This is a genomic window from Shewanella sp. 1180_01, from assembly GCF_052850535.1.
This window is the reverse complement of record NZ_VXCT01000013.1, coordinates 1-13,601: the sequence shown is the minus strand read 5'-3', so window position 1 is coordinate 13,601 and position 13,601 is coordinate 1. Positions and strand designations below refer to the sequence as shown.

Below are 13,601 nucleotides of genomic sequence, written 5' to 3'. Positions count from 1 at the left end.
CTAAACCAATAAAACGCAAAGCGGAAAAAAGCCAGAGGAAACACAATACGCCTGAGGTATTAAATGACCTTAAGGATTAGCGACTCGCAGCGTTATCGACACGGCGCCACGCAAAATACAAGGCGCAGGCACTGGTTAATAACCAAAGTCCCACCCAGATCCAAGCGGGGATCCAAGAACGTTCGGCCAACATCACCGCATCACCTTGGCCATCAAGCCCGAGCAACACAGTTGGACTTGCCAGCGCATTGAGCATAATCATCAAGCCAATAATACGTAAAAACTGGGTCAGCATCTTGTTTTGACTGAGTTTAAGCGGTAACAACAAAATAATAGTGAGTACGGCTAAAATCGCCAGCGTGAGGATATCCCTTCCCCAAAGCAAGCCGCTTAGCACCACTAAAGCGCCCAGCAAGGCAAAGCTCACGCGGATCCCTTTTGGCCAAGTCGCGAGCAAGTAGATTAAATATCCCCAACAGGCCGCGCCAAAATACCCAGCAAAGCCAATCAACATCGGCGAACCGCCTTGGCTAAAACAAAAGCCTGCGCCGTTAGGAAACAATTGAATATGGCTGACTACGCCCGAGCTTAATATCGTCGCAATGCCGTGGGACAATTCATGGAAATAGCTTTCAAGCCATTTAAACGGCACGCTTAAATAGGGAATGCGAGTGATGAGTAACGCCACCACCAGCTCGATGATAAACAAGCCACGGCTTGGTACACCGCTGGCGGCTAAACCTGTTAATTTAGAAGAGGAAAATCGCGAGGTAGAACGGGGAGGCTTTTGTTGATGTTCAAGCATACAAGTCCACGCCAACCATTTGCTGAATTTCATCGCGTTTGGCGGCATGTTGAGTTTGTAAATATTGGGCTATCGCCCCCTGATGGCCACGCGTGTCTTGCTCATACTCTAGGTGGGCGCCGAGCCTTGACTGTAAATTTCCCGCTGCGCTTTTACTTTTAGGCTGGGTTTCTAAACTAAGGGCTTCGACGGCATCTTGCTCAATCACTGGGCGTGACGATTCAGGTGCGGTTAGCCCCTGAGCGATAGCGGGTCTATTACTCGCTACAGCATTCGTCAAACTCATTTGATTCACATTAACTTGCATCAAGAAGCCTTAAGTTTGCACTATTCATCGTTAAGCCATTCATAGTTAAGAATGCTTAGCATTAATTGCCTGAGATTCTATCGCAGATACTCAGGCAAAGAACAGCTTATTCACGACCAGGTAACTTTTTCCATGTGACTGTATCACGTAAATACACAGGTTCAAGCTCATCGACCGAGGTTGTTAGTCCTGCTTTGATACCTGTCTCAGCCAATATCAGCATAGCCCTTGCATCGGGATATTTCACGGCGTCGAGAGCTAAAATCCCTTTGCCGAGTGCCAGTAAATCAGGATACGCATCAAAACCGGTGCCGCAAGCCACAATGGGCGCTTGAGTATCAAGCTGAAGTTGTACGTTGGCAGGCGCACTGACCACTTCTTTACCGACTAATGTCGCAATACCATCGACGGCCACAAACTGCCCCCAATACACTTCGCCCATGCGCGCATCAATGGCACACAGCACTTGCTCGGCTTGGTGCTCGCTAATGGCCATTTGTGCCATAGCCGCTAAGGTTGAAATACCAATCACAGGTAAATCTAACCCCAGTGCCAGACCTTGGGTCATGCTAGTGCAGATACGGATCCCCGTGAAACTGCCAGGACCTCGACCATAGGCAATCGCCGCAACTTTATCTAAGCTAATGCCCGCTTGCTTGAGCACTGAATCGACCATAGGCAACAGACGCTGGCTGTGTTCACGCGGCGCATCGGCAAGTTCAGCATAAATCTGACCTTGATATTGCAGCGCAGCTGAGCAGGATTCGGTACAAGTGTCTAAGGCAAGAATACAAGCAGAGTGTTCGTGTGTTATTGTCATTTCAAAACCGGATTAGCGGGCAAGATTTCGCATCAAGTTGACCATTTCGGTATTGTGCGAATATGCCATGAGTAAACTGGCGCAAATAATAACATCAAATGCCCGAAAACAAAGGGCTAAGCAAGCAAGTCCGCTAAAATAGCGCCCGCATGATATCCAGTAGCAAATCAGGACTTGATGGATTTATGTGATCTAAGTCAATGATCGATAAACTCATTAAGGAATACCGCCAGCTTGGGGAAACTTTTTCAACTTTGCTTGTCAGAGCAGACAAGTCTGGATTGAATTCATTCCTTGCCATTCCTTTACTATTGTACGATTGCACTAACCCGCCTTCGATAAGGATATTTCATGTTAAACACGCCTCCATTGCGTCGCCTAAGACGCTTACGTAGTTCAGAAGCGATGCGCGATCTGTTGCGCGAAACCCATGTTTCGTTAAGCGATCTCATCCATCCCCTGTTCATTGAAGAGCACATCACCCACGCAGTGCCTATCTCCACGCTACCAGGTATCAGCCGTTTACCAGAGAGTGCACTGGCGGAAGAAGTGCGCGAGCTTTACGCCCTCGGGATCCGCTATGTTATGCCCTTTGGGATTTCGCACACTAAGGATGATAAAGGCAGCGACACATGGGATGACAATGGCTTGCTCGCCCGCATGGTGCGCACCATTAAAGCCGCCGTGCCTGAGATGATGGTGATCCCCGACATTTGTTTTTGTGAATACACAGATCACGGCCATTGCGGCGTGGTGCACAATAATGAAGTCTGCAACGCTCTCACCGTCGAAAATTTAGTTAAGCAATCTGTGACTGCCGCTAAAGCGGGCGCCGACATGCTAGCGCCATCGGCCATGATGGACGGTCAAGTGAAAGCCATTCGCCAAGGGCTTGATGCCGCAGGTTTTGAGCATGTGGCGATTCTGGCCCACTCGGCAAAATTCGCCTCTTCCTTCTACGGTCCTTTCAGAGCGGCGGTCGATTGTGAACTCAGTGGTAACCGCAAAGGATATCAGCTTGATTATGCCAACGGTCGCCAAGCCCTGTTAGAAGCCTCATTAGATGAAGCCGAAGGCGCCGATATCCTGATGGTTAAACCCGGTACGCCCTACTTGGATGTGTTAAGCCGTTTAAGACAAGAAACCCACTTGCCACTCGCAGCCTATCAAGTCGGCGGCGAATATGCAGGCATCAAGTTTGCCGCCCTTGCAGGTGCGTTAGATGAGCGTGCTGTGGTGACTGAAACGTTTGTCGGCTTAAAGCGAGCCGGAGCGGATTTGATTGTCAGCTATTACACCAAACAATATGCCCAGTGGTTAGCCGAGAGTAGATAGTTACTTCGGTAACTACCGTTGCGGACATTAAAAAACCGATAAATAACGCCACCTTTATCGGTGGCGTTTTTGTATTTAGCATCCTGCGCTGAATTGCTTAAGCTTTTTGCAATCGTGCAAACAAGGCTTTCACTTTTTCGACTTTAGGGCGCACGACCATCTGACAATAAGGTTGCTCACCGTGTAAAGCAAAGTAATCATTGTGATAATTTTCAGCGGGATAAAACGTCTCAAATGCTGACACTTGGGTCACTAGTGGCGCATCAAAGACCTTAGCCGCCGCTAACTGAGTCAACATAGCAGTGGTTTGCTCAATCTGCTCGGCATTATGGGCAAACACCACAGAGCGATATTGTGGCCCCTTATCATTGCCTTGACGATTGAGCGTGGTCGGATCATGACTCTCAAAAAAGACCTGCAACAGCGTCGTAAAATCAATTTCCTCTGGGTTGAACTCGATATGCACAACCTCAGCATGGCCGGTTTGGCCCGAGCAAACCGATTTATAATCGGCATCATGGGCATCACCGCCAGCATAGCCAGAAGTCACATTCACCACGCCTTTTAGGCTTTGAAAGATCGCCTCGACGCACCAAAAACACCCAGCACCAAAAGTCGCAAAGCTGTTCGATGCAGGTTCAACAGCATCATCGATCCCTTTGAAAACCATAGAAACGGAGTTAACACAGTGACGAATATTGTTGGCTGTTAGCATCTCACCTTCAAAAACATGGCCTAAGTGACCACCACACTGGCTACAGACAATCTCGGTTCTGCGGCCATCGGCGTCGACATGGCGCGTTACAGCGCCGGCAATTTCATCATCAAAGGCTGGCCAACCACAATGGGCATTAAATTTATGCTCAGAGCGGTACAAGGGCGCATGGCATTTTTTGCATAAATACAAACCCTTGGCATCATGATCATAATACTCACCACTAAAGGGGCGTTCAGTGCCTTTCTCTTCGATAACATAGCGTTCAAAATCAGTCAGTTTGTTCATATTAATGCCCTTTCGACTCACGTCGTTGTCTATTTTGATACTCTTCATTCAGTTGATTAAGGAGCTGATCCATAAAAAGCCAACATAAGACCCAATCCAAGCAAGATTTCTTGCACTCGGCTTCAAAATGCGGCCGACATCAATCCATAACAACAAATCCAATAGCCCATACTAACGGGTTTGACGGCTAAAATCTTGCCACTTAAGTCAGTCCTAATCTATGCGTTTAAATCAGTGCTCATTAAGCGACAGCATAAGTGACGGAAAATACAGCAGTTGCTCTCACTCACCCTCGCTGAGTATTTGCACCCGCTCCAGCGCACGGCTACACTTGCAGCGGGTCAAATTACAACTAAATATAACAAGTAGAAACCACAATGAAATTAGAAACCATTGATTACCGCGCTGAAAACAGTGCCCAGCAATTCGTTGAATCACTTAGGGAAACTGGCTTTGGTGTTTTATCTAATCATCCGATTGATAAGCGCTTAGTTGAAGACATCTACACCGAGTGGCAAGCCTTTTTTAACTCAGAAGCTAAAAACGACTACATGTTTAAAAAGGAAACCCACGACGGTTTCTTCCCCGCATCGATTTCTGAAACAGCCAAAGGCAACACAGTCAAAGACATTAAAGAGTATTACCACGTGTACCCTTGGGGTCGGATCCCCGATTCACTGCGTGCCAATATTCTCGCCTATTATGACAAAGCCAACGCGCTGGCCGCTGAACTCTTAGAGTGGATTGAAACCTACTCACCCGAAGACGTAAAAGCCAAGTTTTCGATCCCATTGCCAGAAATGATCGCCAACAGCCAAAAAACCTTGCTGCGCATTCTGCATTACCCGCCGATGACGGGCAGTGAAGAAATGGGCGCCATTCGCGCGGCAGCCCATGAAGATATCAACCTTATCACAGTGTTACCTGCCGCAAATGAGCCAGGGCTGCAAGTGAAAGCCAAAGATGGCACTTGGTTAGATGTGCCCAGTGATTTTGGCAGCATCATTATCAATATCGGTGACATGCTACAGGAAGCGTCTGGCGGCTATTTCCCATCGACCTCACATCGCGTCATCAATCCTGAAGGTACGGATAAAACCAAGTCAAGGATCTCTTTGCCGTTATTTTTGCATCCAAACCCTGCTGTCGTGCTGTCTGAGCGTTATACCGCCGACAGTTATTTGATGGAAAGACTGCGCGAACTAGGGGTTATTTAACCCTTAATACCGCCTATTAATCCGAGTGACAATCGCAAGAGACAGTCAAGGATTAAGCGATTAAAGCGCCTTAGGGCGCTTTTTTTATGACATTCGCCACCTTCAAGGTAGAATAGCCATTCTTTAAGTTATTTAGGACAAGGCGTTATCATGGCAATTCAGTGGTATCCAGGGCATATGCACAAGGCACGCAAAGAGATTGAAGAGGCAATGCCTCAGGTCGATCTTGTTATCGAAGTGCTGGACGCGCGTATTCCCTACAGTAGCGAAAACCCCATGGTGGCTCAGCTTCGAGGCGACAAACCTTGTATCAAACTGCTCAATAAATCTGATCTGGCCGATCCAGAGATCACTGCGCAATGGATTGAATACTTAGAACGTGAACAAGGCGTAAAAGCCACAGCGATCACCACACTGCAAGCGGCAATGGTGAAAAAGATCCCTGATATCTGCCGCAAGCTAGTGCCAAGTCGTGATAAAACCGAAAAAGACATACGCACTATGATCATGGGGATCCCCAACGTCGGGAAATCCACCATCATCAATACCTTAGCTGGCCGTGTTATCGCCAAAACAGGTAACGAACCTGCGGTGACCAAAACCCAACAAAGGATCAATTTACGTAACGGTATCGTACTCTCGGATACCCCAGGGATTTTGTGGCCCAAAGTGGATAACGAAGCGAGCAGCTATCGCCTCGCCGTCACTGGTGCCATTAAAGATACCGCAATGGAATATGAAGATGTGGCCCTGTTCGCTGCTAAGTATTTCTTAACCGCTTATCCAAAAGAGATTTGTGAGCGCTACAATCTCACTGAATTACCAAAGGATGATGTGGCTTTACTCGAAGCGATTGGCCGTAAACGTGGCGCCCTGCGTCCCGGTGGTCGCATCGATATGCACAAGGCATCTGAGTTATTGCTGCATGAATACCGCTCAGGCAAAATCGGCCTCCTTTCGTTAGAAACGCCAGCGATGGCCGAGCTTGAGAAGATTGAAGTCGCCCGCATCATGGCCATAAAAGAAGCCGAGAAAGAAGCCAAACTGGCTAATGAAAAGCTGAAACGTTCAGGCAAACGCCATAACGACTAAATCAGCTTGCGACTCTGCGAGCGTTGAAAATAACGCGCGGAGTGTGTTGAAGATAAAGTGCTAATGACTTTATGTTTATGATCGTTACGTTAATTCATCAAGCTTAACATTTAAGCCAGCATATTGAATATGCTGGCTTTTTTATTACATAAACGGAGATATTACGTTAACTAATACTGTCACGTGGGACTACTTTTGTGCACCTGATGCCAGCTTATCGAGCAAGGCATCCATACTCTGCTCTAATAAATCCAACACCAACTCAAAGCCCTGAGTGCCGCCATAGTAAGGGTCCGGCACTTCTGTGACTTGCGTATCCGCATAGGAGAGCATTAACTGTAACTTGTACTGAAACTCGAGCGGACAACGTCTACGCAAATCCTCTAAATTGGCCTTATCCGCCGCCAAAATTAAATCAAAGTGTTCAAAGTCGACATCCACAACCTGCCGTGCCCGCATTCCATCGAAACTAAAACCCCGCTTTTTCCCCGCCGCCATAGCACGGCTATCAGGCCTATCCCCTTGGTGATAACCAATAGTACCCGCAGAGTCCACCTCAATATTAAGCCTGCGCTGCGCAACCTTAAAGCGACACACAGCTTCTGCCGTCGGTGAACGGCAGATATTGCCCATATAAACACAATAAACAAGATAAATTGCAATAAAATCAATTGATTAATTGCTATTTGAGGTGTTTTTGTAGAGAACATTGAACAAATTTAAATGCTATTTTAATCAATTACTTATTTTGGGTTTTGGAGAGAGAAAGTGTGAATAACGCACCTTCTAGATGCAAAACTGGACCTCTACTTCAATAAGTAGCAAGTCTATGCTGTTCCTTGCACCCTGCTATGTTATCGCCGAGAGTGACACTGGCAATGGCGCAGATGCTCCAGCCATCACGGTAGTGTTTAATACCCTGTGGCAATTTATGTAGTACTATTTGAAATTATTTTTTATTTTCAAGAAAATCACTTTTTGGAAGTATCCTGCAGCTGAATAGAGACGGTCCAATAATCAGTCGAACCAAAGTAACGCCTACAAATAGCGAACTATCAGATAAAATCGGCAATACACTGCACATTAGAGTATCCGACCTGCAACCCACGTCTCCAATACATCAGCCAGTTTAATGAGTTGTTCTTGATGCTTGGATTTGTTTTTCGCTAGGTTTTGGATATTCAATAGCTTCCATTTCACCGCGGGTAGTGTCGCGACGCTCGGTTCATCAAACAATGACCAATCAGGCTGACCCTGTTTAAAGGATAATAAAAAGTCTCTATCTTTTGCAGTAAAGTGATGCTGCAACGCTGTTAGCATTTCTGAGCGAGTTAAAACCAGCTCATTGAGACTAATCGGCTTTGTCGTCATTCCATTGAATTCAGCTTGAAAGCTTTCATCAAGCGGTTTCCAACGTGGAGACATCACTTCATTAATAGGCCTTGGATGGCTAAGCGTATAAGTGAGAAAGCCGACTAAAATTTCTCGACTGATCCCCTCTTCCGCCAGCAGCATTTTCACATCGAATAGATCTCTTGGGTGCTGTCTATCCATCGCTGCACATAACTTACCACCGTATAGATCAGGCAGGCTTACAACAGGGATCTCTGCATACCCAAATTCCTCTTCAACTAACTCAACGACTGGCATTAATACCGCTTTGTGCAGCGTGCCTCTCGCAACAGGAGAGACTTCAATTTTTATTGTCACCCTCTCACTTGTCACGACAACCCTGAGCTCATCATATTTATTGTCTTGAAATACTGCACTAAGGTTCGGTTGTAGATTGATCTGCGCAGTCAAACGACCAAGCGCTTCCTTCACACTTTGTAGCGCTTGTTCCCTTGGATCCAAAGGAAGATAAGCCAAATCGATATCAACCGATAAGCGTGGGAAGTTGCGTACAAATAGGTTGATAGCCGTACCGCCCTTTAGGGCAAATACCTTCTCTTGGGCGACGAGCGGCAGCATCCGAATAAGCAAACTCACTTGCTGGTAGTATATCGATGACTTATTCATATTGATTTTCTTCTGCCTTAATAAACGATGCAGGCACTGTTATTTGATACCGTCCATCGTAACGGCCATGAACCACCACCTGACGCTTTCCCGCACCTAGCGTGATTTGCTGCTCATCTAGCCGTTTGATCCACTGGTGTTGATAGTAGTGGCCTAAAAAGAGAAATACGCGATTAGCTTGTACGGCTTCACTTCGATTCAGTATTGACTGTATTTTACGTGGGCTGAGATTCACTAACCCTTGAAACAGCTCCGCGGCATGCTCAAAACTGATATGTTTGCCAATGGCATTGACGACCTCATAGGCTGCAAGCTCCGCACAACTTGCCTTAACTTCCCTATTGTTCACCCCTATAGTTATAAAGTCTTTTTCCAACGTTTGGGTCAGCTTGCTACTGGTATAGAAAAGCCAGTTTTGCTCCTCCAATTCACGGAACCACTTTGGCAACGCCTGCTTACTTTGACAGCCAACCCAAACTTGCTCGCTGCTTAGTTGAAGATAATGACTAAGCCCTTGCTGCGTTAGGCTACTGACTCCCGCAAGGTGAACAGGAAGCTTTAGCTGCTCATTCACAGCCTTGAGCGCTTCAACCCAATGAGGCTGTAACTTGCCTGTTGACTCAGGACGAACGTAAACCCCCGCACTTATCTTGTACAACCAACCACTCTGCACATATTTTCTCACCAAAGATGAGCTGATCTCATTTTGTGTCAACCACGACTGAAGCACTACCGCACCAGGGCTCGTATGATTAATCAGCCAGTTTATTTTTGATGACATAGATGCACCATAAGTACCAAAATATTTAATAAATTAAACTGAGTATAGGAACGTGGTTTAAAAATTGCAATTAAATAGCACCTAAAGTACGATTTTAGCTAAAAATGTAAACTGGCTAAATGAGAAAAGCATCGGTTCTGGCAGACTTAAACATCCAGCTGAATCGCAGTTAGGCCCCCTGTGTCTGATCCGATACTTTTGGACATCTCGCTAAGTGAGTAAACTCGCTTATCGAGGTGAAGTATGTCAACAAAGAAACCCTGTAAAATCCACACGCAAGAATTCCAAGCAGAAGCCCCGAAGCTTGCTGATAAAATTGGTGTAGCGGCAGCCGCTCGTGAACTCAATCTTTACGAGTCTGAGCTATACAATTGGCTCTCAAGTGTTAAGAAAAAATCCAATACCACCGCTAGGGAAGCTGAACTTGCTGCTGAAGTCGCTAGGCTTAAACGCCAACTTACTGAACAAGAAGAAGATTTTTAAAATCTTAAAGAAGGCGGCCTACTTCACGAAGAACCAAAAGTAGCCTGATTTGAGTTCATCCTTGAGCATCAGCACCGTTATTCACTTAAGCTGATGGTGGAGGTGCTCAAGATATTCGTAGTGGGTATTATACCTGGCTACAGAATGGTAATGACGCTGAGTTCAAGGACGATTAAATGTGCGCCTCGTGATGTTCTGATTAAAGCGTCTTTTGACGATTCCAAGAAGCACAATGGTACAAGGTGCATTCAGCAAGATTTGGCGGATAATAACAGTAAGGCTGATATCAAAACCATTATCGCCAAAATTTCACGGCAGCGTTTGGTGTCAAAGGCGGTTAAGACATTTAAGGTCACAACCTACAGCAACCATAAGAATCCAGATTACTGAGTATCAATGGAATTCAGATCCTTTAGATGATCCTTTTGCAGTATCCCTTGATTTACTATCTCCAGCAAATTAAAGACTTAATCATTAATGATATTGTTCCACTAACAAAAAATGCCCCAGAATCATTGTCGTGATAGTTTCTGGGACATTTAAATTATTTATATCAAAATACTATTTGATCGCCTCTGCTACTTGTTCACCGGCAATGCGTCCAAACACGATTGTGTCAGCAATTGCATTACCAGCTAAACGATTACCACCATGTACTCCACCAGTCACTTCACCAGCGGCAAAAAGCCCTACAATAGGCAATCCATTTTCGTTAAGTACTTGAGTTTTTGAGTTTATCTTTAAACCTCCCATTGTGTGGTGAACAGCAGGCTTGACTTTAACAGCGTAAATTGGGAATTGAAGATCATCAGCCATATTCTTACGGCCAAAATCTGAATCATTTCCTTTTGCTTTGAAATCGTTGTAACGCTTAATTGCTTGCGAGAATACTTTTGCATTCATCTCGGTAGATTTAGCAATTTCATCTGCTGAATTACCTTTAAAAATAATACCTAAATCTAACATTCCTCGCAGTTGACCCAATCGGTCTAAAACGGTTTCATCAAAGACTAACCAAGCATCTTTGCCATCTTGTGCCCAAATACATTCAGATACTTTATCTCTTGGTCCCATTTCGTCACAGAAACGGTCTCCATGACGATTTAACATGATCGCACCTGCACCACGAGCTGTACCTGATATCACCATTTTACCAGCCGCAGCCGTAGGGAATGCTTGAATTTCTTTAATATCAACAGTTGCTGCGCCTACTTTTGGTGCGAAAGTTAATGCATCACCAACGTTACCAGGATTATTTGTTGCATCAATACCTTTTAAATCCGGACGATATTTGGCAACTAGTTCATTATTTCGCGCAAATCCACCCGAAGCAATAATGACGGTTTTAGCACCAAGTACATGTAACTTAGAATGCTTACCTTGAACAACAACACCGGTAACACTGCCCTGCTTATCTTGTACAAGCCGGATCACTTTACTATTGGTACGTGTTTCAACACCTAACTTTTTAGCCACATTTTTAAGAGTATTTATAATCTCTGGGCCCGATTTCGCGCCACCATCTGGTCGGTGTAACCGCTCTGCACTATGGCCGCCAGCGCTAGAAGCTGAACTCAAGTCAGCCCCCATAGCTTGCAACCAGTCGATACCAGCACTGCCGTTTTCAGTTAATGTTCGGACTAAATCTGGATTATTTATATCATGCCCGCCTTTCATCGTATCTTTGTACCATAATGCTTTACTGTCAGGGTACTCCCTAAAGGCCTGTGTCATGGTTTCAGCTGCCGCCATACCACCTGCAGCTAACATACCATTACCACCAATATAGGGTTGTTTCTCAAGAATAATTACGTCTTTGGCACCATGCTGACGAGCAGAAACTGCAGCGGCATGCCCAGCAGCTCCTGCGCCAATAACAATCACTTGATGCTGTTCAATCGGTCCCAGTGCAAGCGCTTTATCTATCATACCCTGTGTGACTGATGGGAACTGATAGCTGTCAGCTACCAGTTTATCGTTGGCAAAGGGGATCTTAAATTCCGTTTTAAAAGTGTCATGGCAAGTCTGACAAACAAGTATTGGCTGATTATGGCCTGAGTGACAACTTGTGCATGATAGATCAATTAAATGACTATGGTGGGGTGTTAATTTAGCTTTCGATTTAGTCGCTAATTCAGTCAACGTACCATGGCAGCTTTCACAAGCTTCATTCTCATGCTGTTCGGCATCAGCCACCTTTATTGGTTTGGTATGACACGACTGGCAATTATTGCCGAGTTCCTTTACATGGAAATCAGACAAGGTTTGTCCGTAACTTGAAACTGATATAAAAAAAGCTGACATAGCTAACGGTAATAACTTGGCGTTCAACATTATCCTTACCTCTTTAGAGTTGTTTTCGTAAGGATCATCACTTCAAAACGAAACAGTGACAAAGCAATAAAATTCACCTGACAGAAGATAAAAGTTCATTTAACGGGAAATATCAAAATGAGAGCTATACCTCCGATAAAATCAATTCTTTATTTTGAAGCGGCGGCAAGACTGCAAAGTTTTAAACTTGCAGCAATCGAACTAAATGTAACACCAGGTGCAATCAGTCATCAAATAAGTAAATTAGAAGATTTTATTGGGAAAAAGTTATTCGAAAGAGGCAGTCGGCAAATCAAGCTAACACATTGTGGTTTAAGGTATTATTCTCGTGTATCTATCATTTTACAAAGCATTGAAGAAGCCACTACAGACTTAGGGATCGAAGGTAAAAAACCAAAAATGAAAATTGCTGTACCACCATCACTATTAAAAAATTGGCTTTTGCCACACTTAGGGGAAACATCAATTAAAGAGCTAAATCGAAGCATTGAGTTTATTGATACATTAGATTACCTTGATTTGTCTAAATGTGATTTAGATCTAGCCATTCGCTATGGTTATGACTCATGGGAAAATATGTATTCGGTTTACTTATTTCATGAAGAAATGATTCCAGTATGCCGTCCTAATTATTTGAAAATGAAATACCCCACTTTTAATCAAGAGTTAATTGATAATTATACACTGATATATACTAACAATCGTTTGGTACAATGGGATATTGTCATGCAGTATTTTGCTTTGGAGCGCAAATCCGGTCATAGCAAACTCACCTTCCAAAACTCCATTCAGGCAATTGAGGCAACGATCCAAGGTGCAGGCATTGCTTATGTAAATCGTATTCTTGTTTCTAAAGAACTTAGCAATGGACGATTAGTACAGCCATTCAGCATCGTAATGCCTGAGAGTAAGACCCCTGCATATTACTTAGTCAGTACCTATGAGCACATGCAAGATGAATCGACTTCACAACTCTATCAAGCAATCGTTTCATTTAGTAAATCAACTCCAAATAATCAGTATTTAAAGCTGCTAGGGTAATCTGCTATCCGCCCGCGTGAATATGCTTCTCTTAGAAGACTCCCCAATGCTGCAGCCACCCAAAAGTACTGGCACCTGCTAAAATTGAAGTTGTATCCAATGAAAAACAAAATAAATGTCAGCAGATGCCTAGAAGATCAAAGGATCACAAAATCGATCTGTTGAAGTTGGTATATCCGAGCACACCTATTTTTTGAAACCCTGTTAAAAAAAGGGAAATAATCAATTAAAATCAACGCCGTAAATAGCGTTCAAAATTATGAACGCCCCCTAAAAGCCCGCAAATAAAACAACAACCAAGCCCTCTAAAATTCTCATATGTAGTGAAGCACTGCGTGTCGCCGCCCCCGCAATCAACCGCGCC

12 protein-coding genes and 1 pseudogene are annotated in these 13,601 nt (G+C 44.7%); 5 read left to right on the top strand and 8 right to left on the bottom strand.

From position 1 onward, the window contains the following. Positions 1-76: 76 nt before the first annotated feature. From FW758_RS09390 to tsaB, 3 genes are all read right to left on the bottom strand, one after another. Positions 77-805, bottom strand: a complete 729-nt coding sequence (locus tag FW758_RS09390; RefSeq protein ID WP_006086386.1) for a M50 family metallopeptidase — start codon at positions 803-805, stop codon at positions 77-79. Continuing rightward, positions 798-1,112: a hypothetical protein gene (locus FW758_RS09385; RefSeq protein WP_006081355.1), complete on the bottom strand. Its 315-nt coding sequence runs from the start codon at positions 1,110-1,112 to the stop codon at positions 798-800. Before FW758_RS09385 ends, FW758_RS09390 begins: the two co-directional genes overlap by 8 nt. Before the next feature lie 106 nt (positions 1,113-1,218). Then, complete coding sequence (tsaB, locus tag FW758_RS09380; RefSeq protein WP_259569879.1) at positions 1,219-1,932, bottom strand: tRNA (adenosine(37)-N6)-threonylcarbamoyltransferase complex dimerization subunit type 1 TsaB; 714 nt, start codon at positions 1,930-1,932, stop codon at positions 1,219-1,221. 351 nt (positions 1,933-2,283) lie between these two features. On the opposite strand from tsaB, the gene hemB reads away from it, so the two are divergent. Further along, positions 2,284-3,267, top strand: a complete 984-nt coding sequence (gene hemB, locus FW758_RS09375) for a porphobilinogen synthase (protein WP_446445243.1) — start codon at positions 2,284-2,286, stop codon at positions 3,265-3,267. A 97-nt stretch (positions 3,268-3,364) separates the two neighbouring features. Here the strand turns inward: hemB and FW758_RS09370 are convergent, their stop codons facing one another. Next, a complete protein-coding gene (locus FW758_RS09370; RefSeq protein WP_446445242.1) occupies positions 3,365-4,270 on the bottom strand; it encodes a bifunctional methionine sulfoxide reductase B/A protein in 906 nt (301 codons plus the stop codon). Between the two features lie 377 nt (positions 4,271-4,647). On the opposite strand from FW758_RS09370, the gene FW758_RS09365 reads away from it, so the two are divergent. Together FW758_RS09365 and ylqF are read left to right on the top strand one after the other, a co-directional pair. Further along, on the top strand, positions 4,648-5,487 hold the full coding sequence (locus tag FW758_RS09365) for an isopenicillin N synthase family dioxygenase (RefSeq protein WP_446445241.1): 840 nt from the start codon (positions 4,648-4,650) through the stop codon (positions 5,485-5,487). 150 nt (positions 5,488-5,637) lie between these two features. Continuing rightward, positions 5,638-6,579 (top strand): ribosome biogenesis GTPase YlqF, encoded by a 942-nt coding sequence (ylqF, locus tag FW758_RS09360; protein ID WP_006081350.1) that lies wholly within the window; start codon positions 5,638-5,640, stop codon positions 6,577-6,579. A gap of 189 nt (positions 6,580-6,768) precedes the next feature. Here the strand turns inward: ylqF and FW758_RS09355 are convergent, their stop codons facing one another. The 3 genes from FW758_RS09355 to FW758_RS09345 form a co-directional block, all read right to left on the bottom strand. Next, positions 6,769-7,212, bottom strand: a complete 444-nt coding sequence (locus tag FW758_RS09355; protein WP_446445240.1) for a low molecular weight protein-tyrosine-phosphatase — start codon at positions 7,210-7,212, stop codon at positions 6,769-6,771. A 450-nt stretch (positions 7,213-7,662) separates the two neighbouring features. Beyond that, positions 7,663-8,598 carry a nucleotidyl transferase AbiEii/AbiGii toxin family protein gene (locus FW758_RS09350; protein ID WP_063882857.1) on the bottom strand — a complete coding sequence of 312 codons (936 nt, stop codon included), beginning with the start codon at positions 8,596-8,598 and terminating at the stop codon, positions 7,663-7,665. Then, entirely contained in the window at positions 8,591-9,379 is a 789-nt protein-coding gene (locus tag FW758_RS09345) for a type IV toxin-antitoxin system AbiEi family antitoxin (protein ID WP_063882859.1), read from the bottom strand. The genes FW758_RS09350 and FW758_RS09345 overlap by 8 nt, the downstream gene beginning before the upstream one ends. A 243-nt stretch (positions 9,380-9,622) precedes the next feature. Here FW758_RS09345 and FW758_RS09340 point away from each other — a divergent pair. After that, positions 9,623-10,243: pseudogene (locus FW758_RS09340) on the top strand (IS3 family transposase); the annotation flags it as partial. 180 nt (positions 10,244-10,423) lie between these two features. Here the strand turns inward: FW758_RS09340 and FW758_RS09335 are convergent. Beyond that, positions 10,424-12,196, bottom strand: coding sequence for a flavocytochrome c (locus tag FW758_RS09335; RefSeq protein ID WP_063882863.1), 1,773 nt, complete (start codon positions 12,194-12,196; stop codon positions 10,424-10,426). Positions 12,197-12,313: 117 nt separating this feature from the next. Between FW758_RS09335 and FW758_RS09330 the strand changes: the two genes are divergently transcribed. Further along, positions 12,314-13,237, top strand: a complete 924-nt coding sequence (locus FW758_RS09330) for a LysR substrate-binding domain-containing protein (RefSeq protein WP_063882865.1) — start codon at positions 12,314-12,316, stop codon at positions 13,235-13,237. Positions 13,238-13,601: the final 364 nt, after the last annotated feature.